Source organism: Bacillus sp. JJ1566, assembly GCF_036962685.1.
Taxonomy (GTDB): Bacteria; Bacillota; Bacilli; order Bacillales; family Bacillaceae_L; genus Ferdinandcohnia.
On the sequence record NZ_JBALOP010000017.1, the window covers coordinates 78294 to 94999 of the forward strand.

The 16706-nt window shown below is 35.7% G+C and carries 17 protein-coding genes; 5 read left to right on the plus strand and 12 right to left on the minus strand.

Going from position 1 to position 16706, the window contains the following annotated elements; genetic code table 11:
• Nucleotides 1–86: 86 nt before the first annotated feature.
• Nucleotides 87–470 carry a hypothetical protein gene (locus V7112_RS08845; RefSeq protein ID WP_335417911.1) on the minus strand — a complete coding sequence of 128 codons (384 nt, stop codon included), beginning with the start codon at nt 468–470 and terminating at the stop codon, nt 87–89.
• A gap of 145 nt (nt 471–615) precedes the next feature.
• Between V7112_RS08845 and V7112_RS08850 the strand changes: the two genes are divergently transcribed.
• Nucleotides 616–1326: a hypothetical protein gene (locus tag V7112_RS08850; RefSeq protein WP_335417914.1), complete on the plus strand. Its 711-nt coding sequence runs from the start codon at nt 616–618 to the stop codon at nt 1324–1326.
• A gap of 144 nt (nt 1327–1470) precedes the next feature.
• Nucleotides 1471–2268, plus strand: a complete 798-nt coding sequence (locus tag V7112_RS08855) for a hypothetical protein (RefSeq protein ID WP_335417917.1) — start codon at nt 1471–1473, stop codon at nt 2266–2268.
• A gap of 170 nt (nt 2269–2438) precedes the next feature.
• On the opposite strand, the gene V7112_RS08860 is transcribed toward V7112_RS08855, so the two are convergent.
• The 9 genes from V7112_RS08860 to V7112_RS08900 all read right to left on the minus strand — a co-directional run bounded on the left by V7112_RS08860 (nt 2439) and on the right by V7112_RS08900 (nt 11974).
• Nucleotides 2439–3215: a HipA family kinase gene (locus V7112_RS08860; protein ID WP_335417920.1), complete on the minus strand. Its 777-nt coding sequence runs from the start codon at nt 3213–3215 to the stop codon at nt 2439–2441.
• Nucleotides 3196–4299: a glycosyltransferase family 4 protein gene (locus V7112_RS08865; RefSeq protein ID WP_335417923.1), complete on the minus strand. Its 1104-nt coding sequence runs from the start codon at nt 4297–4299 to the stop codon at nt 3196–3198. The genes V7112_RS08860 and V7112_RS08865 overlap by 20 nt, the downstream gene beginning before the upstream one ends.
• A gap of 51 nt (nt 4300–4350) precedes the next feature.
• Nucleotides 4351–5310, minus strand: a complete 960-nt coding sequence (locus V7112_RS08870) for a hypothetical protein (protein WP_335417926.1) — start codon at nt 5308–5310, stop codon at nt 4351–4353.
• Between the two features lie 194 nt (nt 5311–5504).
• Entirely contained in the window at nt 5505–5741 is a 237-nt protein-coding gene (locus tag V7112_RS08875) for a hypothetical protein (protein ID WP_335417929.1), read from the minus strand.
• A 106-nt stretch (nt 5742–5847) separates the two neighbouring features.
• Nucleotides 5848–6195, minus strand: a complete 348-nt coding sequence (locus tag V7112_RS08880; protein ID WP_335417932.1) for a DUF1360 domain-containing protein — start codon at nt 6193–6195, stop codon at nt 5848–5850.
• Nucleotides 6196–6325: 130 nt separating this feature from the next.
• Entirely contained in the window at nt 6326–7618 is a 1293-nt protein-coding gene (locus tag V7112_RS08885) for a UDP-glucose dehydrogenase family protein (protein WP_335417935.1), read from the minus strand.
• Between the two features lie 215 nt (nt 7619–7833).
• Entirely contained in the window at nt 7834–9777 is a 1944-nt protein-coding gene (locus V7112_RS08890) for a hypothetical protein (protein ID WP_335417937.1), read from the minus strand.
• Nucleotides 9770–10768 carry a phosphotransferase family protein gene (locus V7112_RS08895; RefSeq protein ID WP_335417940.1) on the minus strand — a complete coding sequence of 333 codons (999 nt, stop codon included), beginning with the start codon at nt 10766–10768 and terminating at the stop codon, nt 9770–9772. The genes V7112_RS08890 and V7112_RS08895 overlap by 8 nt, the downstream gene beginning before the upstream one ends.
• Nucleotides 10769–10837: 69 nt before the next feature.
• Nucleotides 10838–11974, minus strand: a complete 1137-nt coding sequence (locus V7112_RS08900) for a glycosyltransferase family 4 protein (protein WP_335417942.1) — start codon at nt 11972–11974, stop codon at nt 10838–10840.
• Nucleotides 11975–12270: 296 nt separating this feature from the next.
• Here V7112_RS08900 and V7112_RS08905 point away from each other — a divergent pair, with 296 nt between their 5' ends.
• On the plus strand, nt 12271–12921 hold the full coding sequence (locus tag V7112_RS08905) for a hypothetical protein (protein WP_335417945.1): 651 nt from the start codon (nt 12271–12273) through the stop codon (nt 12919–12921).
• Between the two features lie 75 nt (nt 12922–12996).
• Here V7112_RS08905 and V7112_RS08910 read toward each other — a convergent pair whose 3' ends face one another.
• Both V7112_RS08910 and V7112_RS08915 read right to left on the minus strand, forming a co-directional pair.
• Nucleotides 12997–13776, minus strand: a complete 780-nt coding sequence (locus tag V7112_RS08910) for a HipA family kinase (RefSeq protein ID WP_335417948.1) — start codon at nt 13774–13776, stop codon at nt 12997–12999.
• A gap of 6 nt (nt 13777–13782) precedes the next feature.
• Nucleotides 13783–14430 carry a hypothetical protein gene (locus V7112_RS08915; RefSeq protein ID WP_335417951.1) on the minus strand — a complete coding sequence of 216 codons (648 nt, stop codon included), beginning with the start codon at nt 14428–14430 and terminating at the stop codon, nt 13783–13785.
• Between the two features lie 481 nt (nt 14431–14911).
• Between V7112_RS08915 and V7112_RS08920 the strand changes: the two genes are divergently transcribed.
• Both V7112_RS08920 and V7112_RS08925 read left to right on the plus strand, forming a co-directional pair.
• Entirely contained in the window at nt 14912–15673 is a 762-nt protein-coding gene (locus V7112_RS08920) for a sulfotransferase domain-containing protein (RefSeq protein WP_335417954.1), read from the plus strand.
• A 35-nt stretch (nt 15674–15708) separates the two neighbouring features.
• Entirely contained in the window at nt 15709–16518 is an 810-nt protein-coding gene (locus V7112_RS08925; protein ID WP_335417956.1) for a sulfotransferase family 2 domain-containing protein, read from the plus strand.
• Nucleotides 16519–16706: the final 188 nt, after the last annotated feature.

A 16706-nucleotide genomic window follows, 5' to 3' on the forward strand; every position in this document is an offset into this window, starting at 1 on the left:
TTTATTATTTATCATATTTTACTCCTCCATAGATTTGTATATTGTTAGTATATGACTTTTCTTGAATAATGTTTTCCACGTAATACTTATTTTTTATTGCTTTCATAAATGAGATTGCTTAAAAACCAACCTTCTATCTCCCGAGAAGTCTGGTTTTCCTTCGGCGACTCTGGTTGTTCCATTTCTGTTGATTCAATTGCACTTTTTGAAGCTAACTGATTTTTTAATTTTTCACTTTCAGATCGTAATTGATTGATTTGTTCACGTAGTGTCTGGTTTTCAGTTCCTATTTCGTTGACTTGTTCACGTAGTGTCTGGTTTTCAGTTCCTATTTCGTTGACTTGTTCACGTAGTGCTTGGTTTTCAAACAGTAGCTTTTCCTTTTTATGAGATTTAAATTTTGATAATTCTGATTGTAAGTGTATTATTTTTTGCTGTAAAAAAACTGAATTATTTGAATTTCGATTCACTTTTTATCCCTCCAATTGAAAATTGATTCAACATATCATATGAACAAAATTCCGCTAATGTCACAGCACATTTGACTAGCTTTTACATACTATACAGTAGCCCCATTACCCAAGGGTTATTACAACAAAAAGGAGGAACACACAAGTGAGTCTTAAGCATAAAGACAGAGACACAGAAAAAGTTTGCATTAATACAACGAAAGTTTACGACTGGATTACCCGACAGATTGAAGTAAATCTCTCATTCACAGATAAATTACCTGTTAAATTCAAATGCGATGGTGAAACAGAACGCAAATTAGAAGAACTTTGCGAGGAACTAGAAGGCCTTGACAACATCACTGTTAATTGCTTTTTAAGCGATAAGCATGGTAATCCAATTGAAACTGGCTTCCAAGATAACAAACAAATTAAGGTTCAAGAAATTTCCGAGCGCCAACCAGTAACTGTAACATTACCAAATGGTGAAAAAGTAAAATTACAAAGAGTGAAAACTCTAGTAAGAGGCTTTATTCAAGTGGAAATCCTAGATGAGATGGATGAAGTTGTATGTAAGACAAAACACCCAATCCCATTCGTAAAAACTCTAACATTCTTATTATGTGCTCCTGAAGGAACTGATCTAAACGTACATGTATCGTTAGCTGAATGTGATGCTACTTTGATTTGCGAGGAAGATATCCAACAACTTGATATCAATTTAACTCTTTGCTTAGAAGTTCAAACAGAAGCAAAAGTGAAGCTTGAAATTGAAGCTAAACATTGTAAACCTCGCGAAGAAATTCTTGAAGAAATAGTATCATGTCCAACAGAAAAATTCCCTCCACAATGTCCAGAAGTTTTTCCCGCTCACTAAAAGAAACTGGTTAAACTAGACTGTTGAATCACCAACAGTCTAGTTTATTTTTTTGAATCATTTTATGAAGGACCACATTTTTAGGATACAAAAACACAAATTTTTAAGCTTTTACATAACTTATAAAGGAGAGGTGGGATTCATGTGAAACCAAGACAGCAGAAAGAACGTCTGGAAGATAATATCCAACTAAAACAACGTGTCATTCATTATCAATCTGAAATTGTATCCTACGAGCACAAACTTAAATCCCTACAAGCAAGCCTTGAAAAGGAAAAAATCCGAAATCAATATTTACAGAAAAAACTATTTACAATTGAGGACCAACAAATAGTGACCTATCAAAAAGAAATATATGAATTAAAGGAAAAGCTTTTACAGCTGGAGGTCGCTCTTGAGGAGGAAAAAATGCGTTCGACACAGCTCCAACAAAAAGTCGTGTCATCTAAACGTCTAGTCGAGGTATCAAAGAAAAAGTCAATCGAAACAATACCTAGTATACAAGCATATTTTTCCTATTCGACCCTCTTACCAACTACAGAAGATGATGAAATTACCATTATTGGAGATTTCATTATTAACAATACCGGGACAGACACCTTACAAGACATTATCGTTTGTATCAAACTGACACCTACAGATGCAGGTAACCTAAGTGGAAAAATCGCAAATAAAATTTCTCAAAGCTTTATTGATTCCAAAATTGATTGGGTCTTTTTACATGAAAACTGGAAAGAAAAAATAAAAGAAGAAGGTGAATACTGGATTAAATACGTAGATCCAAATCCGCTCCCACCAAACGAAGCAGTCATTTTCCCACAATTTGATATTAGCCTAACGAAGAATGAAGATAGTCAATCTGTTGTTGTAGATGGGTTTGTGTACAGTAAGGAAATGCCAAAGGGAACATTTTCTCTAAATAAAATTATTGTAAACTATTAGAAATTTGATTTATGTAATAAGGGGCACGAAAATCCATCGTCCCCTTATTTATGCCTACCTATCATCAAAAGTTAATCATCGTCATTAGTATCGTCTTCTACAAAATCATCTAGACGGAAGAACACGGCTGCGAAAACTATTAAAAAAGGGCAGCATGGTGAGCTGTCCTTTTACAAATTTGAATGAAGAGGTCGATAGCGTGATTTAACAAAATCCTGGATCAATTTGTGGAGAACCATATCTCGGCGACACACTAAATAATCGACAACTTGCTTTTTCTCCTCTGCAGTAATTCCCCAGTCTTCTGGTGTGAAATTAACAATTTCATTTAATAGGTGGATTGGAATCGATTGAATGATGGCTAGCTGGTCGTAAAAATCTTTTTCATCTGGAATGAAGCTTGCGATTAATTCATGCGCCGCACTTTTCATTAGCTTCCTACAGTATGTTGAAAGAATTGTACTTTCCCAAGCAAACGAGCTAAATAGGTCTGCATGATCAATAATATATAGTTTGTGGCTGCCTTGGCTTATTTCTTTAAAAAGCACATTTTTCCTGGTCCGATCCAGATTATACAGCCAGTAATCCATAATGATAATTCCGGCTAGCTGGTTGCAATTAATTACATTCGGGGAAGTTAATTCATGAGCATTTTGACAATTTGGGATATACTCAGTTGCAAATTGTGTGCTTGTAAATTTAACAAGCTCACCGTCGGTTAGCTCACTATAAAAGGGTTCCGGGATTTGTACAAAGCGACCAGGTGGAACAGGGAGTTGTAAATAACGTGCAATTGAGTAGCCAACCCATTCGTTAAACAATACCTTCTCTTGGCCTTCCTTTAAAAATTTCACGATATACTGTTTACCATTATCAAATGAAAAGAGATGTGCGTTATTCGATTTTCCTTCAAATAATTGATGATACTTAGTTGGTTGGATGCCCATCACCCCCAGTCAATTCTTGAAGTAATCTAACATAGCTCTCCGCACATTTTTCAAGTGAGAAGTTGGATTCTACACGTTCTCTTCCATTAGCCGATAATGTCTGGTAGTACTCTGGTGCATCGACAATTTGATAGATTTTTTTTGCTGCATCTTGGGCATTTTCTTCGATATATAACAAGCCTGTCTTTCCATCCTCGACAATTTCAGGAATCGATGAGATGCCTGGTGCGACCACTGGTACCCCGCAAGCCATTGATTCAATGAAGGTATTTCCGAACGACTCGCCCTTTGTTGTAGCAATGGTGCATCCGCCCGATTGTCGAACCTTAGAGTACATATGTGGCATTTCTTGATACGCAACCACCGGATACCATTTGACGATATCTGTTAAGCCATTTTCCTTCCAATAAGCCTCAAATTCATTTCTTTGCACACTATTTTCCCCACCGATGATCCAAATTACAATATCATTCCGTTCACTTTTGATTCGATGAGCAATTTCCATTAAGAGCTTCCAGTTCTTTCGTCCATCCAATCTACCGATATAGGCAACTACCTTTTTCCCTTTCGGAATGTTGGGTTCCTTGTTTAAGTGGGTTTCTTCAGGATTAAGTGGTTTGAAAAATTCCGTATCAATTCCGTTATAGATCACCTCATAGGGTGCGTTTGAATCGATTAGGATTGATGCGAGACGCTTTTGGTGATAAGAGGGGACAATAATACCATCAGGCTCGACCATATCAAAATCCGGGAGTTGTCGATTTAGTTTAATAATTTCAGGAGTACGAGCCTCTATTAAAAGAGGCCCCTTGTATTTTGCCTTTCGAATCCATTTATAGCCTTTTTGTGTGTCACAAATTATAATCACGTCATAATTGTTCTTTTGGATGATATCTACGATTTCTTTTTTATCATCAGTTAGATAGACGGTGGCGACATCTTCCATGATATGCATGCCACCAAGGTCTTTCACATACATAAAGTCTGTTTCGATTCCAAATTTTTTGAAATAAATTGCACGATTTCTCCAGCCCGCGTTCACACCTCCAACAGTCAATAAGCGCCATATCACTAAAACCTTCAAAAATTACCCTCCTTTCAATAGGTTTTTACTGTCTATATCTCAACTCTATTTTTATTTTTTTTTCTGTTTAGAAGATGAAGTGAAAACCCTTGGTCTCTTCTTGCCTTCTGTCGTGGATAAGGAAGTTCCCTTTTTGCCCTTCTTCTTCTTTTTATCACCATAGATATATTCCCGTTCAAGCTCTTTCGCATTTGCCTTTACATGTTCAATGTCCATTCCTCGTGCAGTCAATGCTTTTATCCATTGCTCTTTATGAACCTTTCTAACGAGATCATCAATTTTTGAATTCCATTCTTTTTTGTCTGTTAAAAGTGCTTTTTCTTCTTTTGTTAGTTTCTTCGGCGTTATATCTTCCTGTGCAAAGTATTTTTCGTGTAATTCTGTTGCGTATTTTTCCATCTCGATATACTCCTGCCATTCATCATGGAGATCAGGAGCCATTTCCCTAACATGTTCTAAAAACAATTCTTGATATTGATTTCCTAGACTATTTAACAGTTTTCGAGGGTATGGATAGACACGATTTCTCCATACTGTTGTACCTACATCTAGAACCTTTAAATTTCCATCATCTTGAACGAAAATATGGCGTTTATGATGGTCAATTCTTTCTAGCCCAATTTCCTTGTATGTGGTTAATAGGTGTATTAGTTTTTCAGAAAGGTTTTTAGTTAATGGCTGGGATTGTAAATATTCACGCAAGTCGATGCCGTACACCATTTCCATGGCGATATAATTGGGTCCACTACAGAACACCTTTGGGAAAAGGCTTGTGTTTTGACCGAGATTTAACGCATAGAGTTCTCGTGCACATACATCTTCTTCTCCGTATATCTTTACACATACATCTTCATTTACTTGAAATACGGCTCCATGTACACCTTTTCCAATCATTTTAAGTGATGTATTATTGTTTTCTACTGTAACTTCCGAATCCTCATGTGCTTGAACAGTGATATTTTTTACGTATTTTTTTATTTCCTTACAGTCTACATTCACTTGTTTATTCAATTCAATTTCACCTCACAACGTTTCCGTTTGACTTTAATAGAAATAGTAATTACAATTTTTTTTGAAAAAGACTATCAATGTATAGTATTCCTGGGATTTTTTCTTGTGTTGGGCAGATGTTTAGAAAAACCAAATTTTGTGTATTTTTGTATAGAAAAAACTGCTATACTTTAAAAAGCAAGCAGTCCTTTCGTTCAAAAATTATGATTTTCTTGTAGTGGATCATCAGATACCGCAGCGGATAGTTCTTCTTCCGGTGCTTCTGCTGCAGCATTTTGCAAACTATCAGTAGTTGGTTCCTCTTCTGTTTGTGCATTAAAACTTAATTGAACATTGATGGAGAGATTTTGTAATTGACTTTCCATGTCTTCCTTTACGATTATACGGATTTCATTATATTTTTTGGACTTATCTTTGTCCTTCTTTCCCATTCTTCTCACCTCTTTACTGTTCCTAATTCCTAACTTATGGAAATCGTCTATAATTTGCATGGACAAAAGTGGATAAAAAAGGAAAATGAGTATTTTACCTACTAAACTATCTTAGTAGCTTAATAACACAGGTTTCAATTATTGATGCCAACCCGGCAATTGCAAAAATAAGAATAAGAGGTTCTGATAAAGGTAAATAAAGTTCATATAATATATAAAGAAATGCTGTTGACCAAACACCTGTGCACCAATAACAGCTTAACAGCTCACCAATCCATCTTTTTAGCCCGGTTCCTTTAAGCTGAATATATTCTTCAACCGTCCCATCTGGGAGTTCTTCTTGAATTACCTCATGAAAAGGTCTGCGAATAAACTCCGTGATTTTATCAGATACTAATAACCTTGTAAGACGAAAACTCGCTAACCCAAGTAGAATAAACTCAAAAACTGACAAAAAACCTCCTCCTTTCAGGCAAAAATAATAGCTTCAATACATGTAGGGTGGTTACGACTAGTCGTATGCCTATATAAATAAAATATGGCCATCATTCTGAATACATGATGGCCATTTTTGTATAAGTAGCTTACAAGATCTCTTTTGGTTTTCCTATACCTTGGTAGCGGATACCCAGTTTCTCAAGTTCTCCCTTGTTCAGCATGTTTCTTCCATCAAATACGAATGGCTGCTTTACTACCTCTTTTATCATATTCCAGTCTAATTGCTTATACTCATCCCAATCTGTACAAATTAATACAGCATCTACCTCCCTAACTGTGTCTATAACATTCGTGAATTGTTCGACCTCTTTCATTGAAGTTGTAACAACAGGATCATGAACTCTTACAATACATTGGGCATTCAAAAGATACTCAATGATTTGTAGGCTTGGGGACTCTCTTGTATCATCTGTACCTGATTTGAATGCTAAGCCTAGTACAGCAATTCTCTTGTTTTTTAATTCCCCCAATGCTCTTGCAACCTTATCGATAAAATAAAGTGGTTTTGATTGATTCACACAGACTGCCCGTTCCAAGATGGATAAATTGACACCATATTCCTTTGATGTTGTTAATAAAGCATCTACATCTTTCGGGAAGCATGAGCCCCCATAACCAATGCCAGCTTTCAAAAAATAAGGCCCAATCCGGTGATCTAAACCCATGCCCAAAGAAATTTCATCTATATCTATATTCATGTAATCACAAAGTGTCGAAAGCTCATTAATAAAGGATATTTTAAGGGCAAGAAAGGAATTTGATGCATATTTTATTAATTCAGCGGTTTTTGGGGATGTTATAACGATTGGGGCCATCACATTTGTATAAAGTTCACTCACCATTTTTGCTGCTTCCATATTTGAGCTTCCTATTATGATTCGATCGGGCTTTGTCGCATCAGATAATGCATTCCCTTCCCTTAAAAATTCTGGATTAGAAACTACATCAAATGGAATATAACCTCTATTGTTTTCCATAATGATTTTTGTTACCATTTCAGCTGTTCCAACAGGGACAGTACTTTTAATCACAATAATTTTATAATTATTGATGTGCCTTCCAATCAACTTTGCTACTTCAGTAACATATTGTAAATCTGCTTTGCCATCTTCTTTTTTCGGAGTTCCTACACATATAAAGATGATATCGCTATTCTGAATGGCATCCATTGCTTCGGTTGTAAACGATATATTCCCCCTATTTAAATGAGTAACTAATACCTCATCCAAGCCTTTTTCATAAAAATAAAGCTTTCCCTCATTCAATGAGTCAATTTTATTTTTATCAATATCTAAACCGATAACTTTGTGACCATTTTCACATAAAACTAACCCGGTTGTGGTCCCAACATAACCTGTTCCGATAACTAGTACATTCACCCTTATCCCCCTCGGTGGATTTTTATATAACACTTCAGTTCATTTATTATATTACTAACTTATTCACTATTAATTCCGAAGTGTGTTGTCCACCCAAAAATAGGCATAGTTAGCTACTACTTTAAAAAAAGGGGATACTAAGTGTCCTTATTCATATATTAAATGGTATTGACACAGAACGTAACACGAAGTGGGTGCTTCGGTTTTCTATGAACTTATTTTTTATCAACTCCTAAACTAAGTGAAACTTCTGTGGAGTAAGCCGTTATACTTAAAGAAAACCCGTGACCAAATATGGGTGACCGAGGTATTTCCCATTTCGAATCCACTCTATTTATAGAAGCCCAAGTAAAAATTACTCCGTTACGAAAGCCCCTTTTTTCTTGATCATCATAAGGAATAACTTCAGAACGCCCTTCCCGCAAAAGCCGTAAATAATCAGGAGAAAAGCCAATGTCAATTGTAATAGGCAGAATTCTAGTAGGAATTTTCCCATAACTAATATTAAATTTCATTTCATCCTTTTTAAGTGAAAATCGTTTTTTCATTCCATATGCTGAGCTTTCCTTTTGCATGTTTACAATTTCAACAACCGCTTCATTTTGTTCTATTACAATTGAATGGACTTCATATGCATCATGTTCATAATTCATATCTGCAAGAGCACCAGGATGATTAATCGGAACATCCATAAAATCATTCAGTTCCTCTAGCCAGTTCCAATCATCTGATGGATTCCCGATTATAAGTGCGCCATTATTCTTATTAAAATAGAACATATAGATAATACGGCCGCCAAAACGAGGTGTAATTACAGCTGCAAGATTTTTATTACGTACGATAATCTCCTCATGCCCATCATCGTCTATATCCTGTAAGTAGGCATGGATTTTATCATTTCCACTAGAAGCCTGCTCCCACTTCACAGCTTCCATTAACACATATGAAGCTCGAGCATGACTAGCAAGAGTACTTGCCCATGGTGCTGGTGAGCCTATTAAATTTTCACCATTTTTACGATTCCCAATATCCGTGTGTATACTACCTGGGGCGTCATGCCATGCAGTTTCATAAGCGCATGCTAGTAAATGTTTTCTAGCCATATCAAGCATTGGTGAATGATTACCACAAATGTCAACTAAGCTTTGTAATTTTGACCATGTTTCGTTTAAGATTTGCTGATATGGCAACCATTTTGGCGATGAAGCCCACCCCATGTAGTCATTGCCTGCCCCGAATTCCTTTTCTAATTCTCGATACGTTCCAGACGCAATTGGAATTGGTGGTTGAATAGTAATTGAATGTAGCCATTCATTTAGAAGTATAGGTTTTACAGTCTCTTTCTTGGAAAGCCAATTGAGAAAACGTCGATATTGTTCTATTGCATCCTTATTCCAAGGGGGAATCCCAGCTACTTTCTCCATGTCATCTCCATAGATTGCTATTACATCTTTTCCGTCCTCTATTGCTATAGAAAGATTTTCAATAAGGGCATTTAATCTTCGTTCATTTTGCTCTGAATCAAACAACAGATTATATCGCATTTCACAAGACATCGGAAGTCCAATTAAACCATTTCCGTCTTCTATTTCATATGCCTCAAATAATTCGCGGTGAAATGTATATTGTTTATCAAAGCTCTCTCTTCTAGCTGTCGGTAAAAATAAACGATCATCGACTAAAGTGTATTTAAACCCTCCGTTATCAAGTTTCTTATCTGTGAGACTTCGTGACAATTGTTCTGTATTCCATACTCGTTCCGGTATCCAAAATCCAGTTACGTCGGCTGAAAGCCATCTCTTAATAAGTCTGAGCTCCTCCTGTATTTGATGATGATTATGCTCCGAATCAAATAACGTCATTATATTTTGTGAATAAGTAGACCCGATAATTTCGACTAATCCCGACTCCCGTAATTCAGAAATCTCACGAAGAAATAGTGGATCGAACCATGCACAAGCCTCAATTAGTGTGCCACTTACATGGAGATGAAATGGAACTTCATATTCAGTATGCAAATCAAGTATTGCCCGTAAACCACTTGAAGCATCTGGGGGACCAATAATTTCAGCTAATCCCGCCCGATTATGATAGCCGTTTGTAATCAAATATTGATTAGCATGATGAACAATTGCAATTGGAACGACAGTACTACTCAAGAAATTTCACTCCCTTAAGAAGGTTTTCACATTCATGCAAAAATACATCACCAATTTCCGAATTCCCTGAATGAAGCACACATAATTCATAGTGCAAGCTTTCAAAAAGGGAACGGGCTCGATATAAAGATATGCGTTTAAAAAACTCTAAACGATATTGTTCAGAAGTATAAAGAAGATAGGTTTCAATGAAACTATGAATAAATGACTTAAAAAATTGAAAATCACCTTTCTTTAAAAAGCCCAATACTTGTAATTGACAAGTTAAATAGGCTACATCCCAAGCAGCATCCCCACTAAAATGGTGATCAAAATCAATTGCTGTTACTTGATTGTTATCGACAAATAAATTCTCCAAATGGAAATCACCGTGTAGCATTACATGTTTACCTGCCCATGGATTTTGTGATGTAGTTAGTAAACCGTCATACAGAGCTTTTAATCTTTCTCCTTTTTCCGGTAGCATCATTGTAAGCTCTTGATAGAAACGTGTAATATCTGCTTCCGCTCTCGTTCGCTTAGTTTCACGTAATTCCGCTACAGGCATGGAATGTAGTTTCCTTAACCAGGAAGCGATGAGTAATGCGAGTCGAATGTGATTATCATCAGAATTGAGACAATTTTTAAGTGATTCCCCTGATGCTTTTGTCATCAAGAGCATCATACAGGATTCATAATATGCAATTGGACGGATAATCGTATAAGATGAATCCGTGCCCATCCCGTTCTCCCATAAATATTGCAACACTCGAAAACTATCATTCCCTTTTTCTTGATCAGAAAATTTTTTCCCAATTAAAAACTCTTCTTCCTTTTTTCCTTCTTGATTAAGATAAGTTAGCCTATACTCTACAATCCATTTTCGTAATTTTGGAATAGAGGAATTAAGAATGATTGATAGGACCTTTCTGTTTTCCTTTTCATAACACTTTTCATATGAAGAGGCTATTTGTTCAATTGAAGGAAGCAAGGGCTTTATATTTTCTGACATTGTCTTACCCCTTTCCTAATATTATTTTTATTAAATCACTAAATTCTTCATAATAAATAGAAAAACGATTTACGACATATCTAGCAGTCTTGAATATAGTGACCTCGTTTCATTCGCAATATTTTCCCAAGATAGTTTACCTACTTCTCTAGCCCCTTCTTCTCCTAATGTTTGTCTAAGTTGTGGATTATTAAGCAATGTAAGAATTGCTTGAGCTAATTCATTTGGTTGTTTTGGTTCAACATATTTAACATTATTGACAACTTCGCCAGCACCGGTGTTTGTAGAAATGATTGTTGGCAAACCTGAAGCCATAGCTTCAAGTACGGTAATACCGAATGGTTCGGATACGGATGGCAACACAAAAATAATTGCTTTTTTGTAACAATCCATTAATTGATCGTCATACACACTTCCTGTAAATTCAATCTGCTTGGAAATTTTCCACCTCTTTGCCCTTCGTTTTAAGCTTTTTAACAAATCCCCATCACCTGCAATCATAAAGCGAACATCATCCCGTTCTGCAAGAACAATTTGTGCCGCTGCCAAAAAATCATCAGGGCCTTTTTGCCCGGTAACCCTTCCCAAAAATAAAATATATCCGTCAGTCCTTTGATAGTCACGGTTACTTATCTCCTGAAAAGGGCTAGTTTCAATTCCGTTATAGATAACCGATATTTTATTAGGGTCTGCATTATAGACGGATACAAGGCTCTGTTTCATCAGATTTGATACAGTGATTGTATGATTTACATTTTTACAGGCTTCTTGTTCTATTGCTAATATTCCCGGGTTAACCGGCATTCCCGCTGCCCGATCATATTCAGTAGAATGAATTGTCCATATGAGGGGAATTTTGTAACGCTCAGCAAGTCTAGCTGCAGCAAAAACTCCCATCCAATCATGTGCATGAATTACATCTATACCTTCTGGCTCGAAGTCTTCCTCAAGCTGAGACCTAAATTTTTTTATTGTGTCCAAATTTGTACTACTATTATAGGCATTAGTAGAAACCGGATCATTAATTTGCACATGGCGCATAGTCATACCAATAGGGATATCAAAGCCTTCTGTTTTATATGCAGGTAGATAAAAATCAATCTCCACTCCAATATGAGTCAATGCGTGCACAATGTTATAGCAATGAATACCCAGTCCGCCAGAAAACTGTGGCGGATACTCCCAACTAATCATAGCAATCTTCACTTTAATTCCTACCTTTCTTATATTCTCTTAACATCACTATCTACTTTTAAAAAAAACTGTAATTACTATTATGGTATGAATTGTAAAGAAAATGAAAACGACCTTTACCTACATTTACAAAAAATGGCTAAATAACTAGTATTAAAGCGAATCATACTAATATAATTAGACTTTTTCCGTTAAATGGACAAATACCGCTGCACATCTTGTGGACTTTTCATAGAATATCGTGAGTCCCCGTTTCAATCTATAAACAGAGGATGAAATGATAAAAAAATAAGGCGGTGCTATGATAAATGAATTTAGAGAAGGATATTTTACAAAAAGTAGAGCAAATACAAGTAAGAAAGCCCGAATATCAACCTATGATTGATAATCCGACCTCCTTCACATTATTGGGGGTAGGTAAGCAGGGAGCAGTGTTCCGAATTGATGAGAAACGCTGTGTAAAATTATATTTTGACAAGGAAAGCCCTAGTAAAGAGCTGTATTGTCTTCAATTGGGGGAAAAAGCTGGTATATGTCCGGAGGTCCATTTTTGGGATGACAATTATATTGTAATGGAATATATGGATTCCCCTTCGCTCCTGGATTATTTGCAGGAAAATTCACTGACTGAACAACTGACTAAACGCATTATTCAATTATTGGACACTTTTGAGGAAATTGGTTTTAACCGTTATGACCATGCAGGGCGCCATATTTATGTAACGCCTAATGGTAAACTAAAAGTAATCGATGTAGTTCACGTCATAAAAGATCAGCCTGTCTGGTTAGCAGAAAAGCTAATCAGTGACATGGGAAAGGATGCAATGCTCTTTCTTGAATTTGTTAAAAAAATGAGTCCTAAATGGTATAATCGTTGGATTCAAGATCCAGGCTTTGGGCTGCTTGAGGAAAAGATTCAGCGAAAAGTGAAACATCAAAATAAACAATTCCAAGATTGATATGATTCTCTCCTAGTTGGACGTAAAGACTTTCTGGTCTGAACAGAACTAGGAGAGGTTTTTTATGTCACTATTTTAAGGATTATCCATCCAGTCCTGGAAAAACCGGAAATTATTTAAGCGTTCTCGGGACGCAACAAGATAATCAATTAATGCCTGCTTTTCCTTTTCAGACACCTCCCAGTCATCTGGGATAGAATGGATAATGCGCTGAATACTACTAAGGGGGACTTCGTTAATCCTTTTTACATATGTGAAGATTCCTTCCTTTTTTTGCAACAATGACATGTAGATTTTATGTGCCTTTCTCCAGCTACTACTCATAATCGGAAGTTCTTGAAATGTATCAACTGTCCAATTAGCTTGATTAAAGCAGTGACCGTGATCAATCATATAAAATTGATAATCACTTTGATTTAGCCGTTTCAGTAGCAGGTTCTTTCGATTACGATCGACATTGCCCACCCAATAATCAAATGCGATAACACCAGCTAATTGTTCACAGTTTCTAATTTTAATTTCCTCATCAAGTTCCATATTTTTAGGGAGATATATAGTATCCTCTAAATATAAACTGGCAAACTGAATTCCCGAACTAAATTTAGAAGATAAGCTTGGATAACTATCAATGAATTCTTGTGATATATATACCTTACGAAAAGGAGTCACTGGGAGTTTTAGTAATTCTGCTAGCTTTCCAGCGACATATTCATTGACTAATGTCCTAGTTCCCGGAGGATTTTTTTTAAATTTTACTACATAATCATTTCCATCATCAAAGCGAATCAAGTGTGGGGATGAATGCCCTTTAGGCATCTTATAAAGGGAATGAATTGGTTTAATATCATGGGTCATTCGGATTCACTCTAATCCCTGATCATACTTGGTAAACTCAGGTTGGAGGCGCCATTCCTCATAAAGAGACTGATCTAATTTAAATACTAATTCTAAAAAAATTGGTGCGTTTTCTTCGAGACCTTTCATGATTTTTTTGGGGAATGATGACTTGCAGATAAGATTCTTTTTTAACTTTATTACCTTTAACGTACCATCAGGTAGTACAAGAATGTCTTCTAGTGCATGATTGGTCATAAATCCTGCTTCGTTAATTACCCTCAGTAGTTGAATCAACTTTTCCGTTAACTCCCGAGTTATTCCATGGAGCTCAACAAATTTTCGAGCGTTCATATCCCCAATATTTTCTATAACAACAAAATTCTCTCCCCATCCATACACCTTGGGACTAATCCCTTTATCTGATCCAAGTCTTAAATTCGTGTATTCCTTCTCAGCATAGCCTTCTTTGGCAAATATTTTAATACAACGATTTGTGTCAAGCTGAAAGACAGCATATTTTGTCTGTCTATAAAGTATGGATAAATCGGTAGGATTAACAACCTCTACCAATTCTTCTTCTATATCATTTCGAATCACACGAATCTTTTGAAATTCTTTTATTAGACTCTCTTCCCTCAGCTTTTTCTTCTCATTTTTATTTTGATCTAACATCAAATTCACTCCTTTTTTCAACTTAATACATAATAAGCGAAATAAAAAAAAGAGAAACGGCTCTTGTCCGTTCACACTATTTTTCAATCGAATATTTTAAGAAGAGAATGGGTCAAATTTGCTGAGAAGCTTGAAGATTATATTCAAATGGACTTAAATTGAGAGGCCAATTACACGCACAAAAATGTAACATCATACCGACCGACTAAAGACCAATTGCCTCCAGAGCTGATTGGGCTTATTAAGAAAAATAATCAATTGGATATAGAATTATATGAATATGCTATGGACTTATTTGAGAACATGCTTAAGTAATTAGATGATACATCTTTACAAGAATTACAGCATTGTATTAAAAGACAAGATGATACTAAACATCAATAAAATAGCCTTTTTTTATTGAAATAGTCTTATTCCCCTTACCTCTATCTCTCATTTGAATAGTATATGGTAATTCTTTTAAAAAAGGAGGGATACAAGTATGGATGGAAATTTACCACATTTTCTTATTATTGGTGCTATGAAATGCGGAACCTCTTCACTTTATAGGAATTTAGTAAATCATCCCAAGATCATATCTGCATCGAAAAAAGAAGTCCATTTTTTTGATAAAAAATTTGACCGAGGATTAGATTGGTATTTAAATCACTTTCCTTTACTAATGGACAATACGAATAAGAATATGCAAGAATTCATTACTGGTGAAGCAAGTCCAAAATATTTAGTTCATCCTGATGCACCGAAAAGAGCTTACGAAACATTACCCCATGCAAAGCTAATTGTATTATTGAGAAACCCGATAGATCGCGCATATTCCCATTATCACCATATGGCAAGAAATGGGAGCGAGTTGTTATCTTTTCAAGAAGCAATCATGAAAGAAGCGGAGAAACTAAATCAACAGATGGATAAGGTTTTGGAAAATTACAAAACAATTCCTACCTCCTATTTGACCAGAGGCATATACGCCAACCAACTGGAGAGATGGATGCAGTACTTTCCAAGAGAACAGTTTTTGATATTAAAAAGTGAGGATTTTTTTAAAGACACTCTATCATCATTTAAGCAAGTGACCGATTTTCTAGACTTACCTGAATTCAATTTTAGCGAACACAAGCAATGGAATGTCGGGCAATACAATAGGATGGAAGAACAACAAAGAGAATGGCTAAAGTTATTTTTCAAACCGCATAATGAGCGTTTATATCAACTACTTGGTAGAAATTTAGAATGGGATGATTAGTATTAATAGCATTTGAGAATGAGAGGTAACCGAAGATGAGAATTTTTTTTATTAACGAACCAGTAAGAAATGGTAACACATTGTTATTTCTGCATATACCTAAAACAGGTGGACAAACATTTGGGAAAATCATTGAAAATCAATATCAAATCAGTGAGGTACAAAAGCTACGAAGACATCAAACAATGGGCGAACTGCTAAGCAGGGTATCGAAGGAACAAACCACAAAAATTGGCTGTAATGTCGAACATCTTGAGAAATATTTGCAGCAGACCACAGATGGAGATGTGAATATAAGCTGTGCATATGGTCATATGCATTTTGGATTACACCGATATTTGTCAAAGCCTTATACCTATGCAACTATGCTACGGGATCCCATCGACCGGGTCGTCTCACATTACTACTATTTTTTAGGTAAAGGACATTTTAAAAAAGAAACAAGTTTTGAAGAGTTTATAACCACCCCGAAATTTTTTAATTTCCAAACACTTTACTTATCTGGGGGAACTACTCCAGATTTAGATATAGCAAAAGCCAATTTAAATGCCTATTTTCCAGTTGTAGGGATTACAGAGTTATTTGAAGAATCTATATTCCTGATGAAGAAGGAATTCGGTTGGAACGATATTGTTTATAAGAAGAAAAATGTAACGGCTGTAAGGCCACCAAAGGAGCAAATTTCCAAAGAAATCATGGATTTGATTGTTGAGCATAATAAGATGGACATCGAATTGTATCAATATGTGAGAAAATTGCTAGAGAAAAAAATTCAGAATTTGGATTCCGAATCTAGTCAAGAGCTCCAAATGTATAAAACAATCCAGCAGCAAAACAGCAAATAACGTTATTGATAATTATGGAAAGCAAAGGTAAGGAGCGAAATTTTTATATCTAAAAAAGGTTGCTCTAGGAAATTCACATCCTTTGTTGCAACCTTTTTTTACAAGACTACTCTAGTTATTTTCCTTTTTGTTTGCAGATTTTTATGCTTCTTTTTTCTCCTTTTTGGCAGCCTTTTCTGCTTTCTTCG

Excerpts from the sequence above, each read along its gene's own strand:
- V7112_RS08910 (WP_335417948.1), bottom strand. The coding sequence starts at position 13,776 with ATGACCCATGATATTAAACCAATTCATTCCCTTTATAAGATGCCTAAA.
- V7112_RS08915 (WP_335417951.1), bottom strand. The coding sequence starts at position 14,430 with ATGTTAGATCAAAATAAAAATGAGAAGAAAAAGCTGAGGGAAGAGAGT.
- V7112_RS08925 (WP_335417956.1), top strand. The coding sequence starts at position 15,709 with ATGAGAATTTTTTTTATTAACGAACCAGTAAGAAATGGTAACACATTG.
- V7112_RS08905 (WP_335417945.1), top strand. The coding sequence starts at position 12,271 with ATGAATTTAGAGAAGGATATTTTACAAAAAGTAGAGCAAATACAAGTA.
- V7112_RS08860 (WP_335417920.1), bottom strand. The coding sequence starts at position 3,215 with ATGGGCATCCAACCAACTAAGTATCATCAATTATTTGAAGGAAAATCG.
- V7112_RS08920 (WP_335417954.1), top strand. The coding sequence starts at position 14,912 with ATGGATGGAAATTTACCACATTTTCTTATTATTGGTGCTATGAAATGC.
- V7112_RS08895 (WP_335417940.1), bottom strand. The coding sequence starts at position 10,768 with ATGTCAGAAAATATAAAGCCCTTGCTTCCTTCAATTGAACAAATAGCC.
- V7112_RS08875 (WP_335417929.1), bottom strand. The coding sequence starts at position 5,741 with ATGGGAAAGAAGGACAAAGATAAGTCCAAAAAATATAATGAAATCCGT.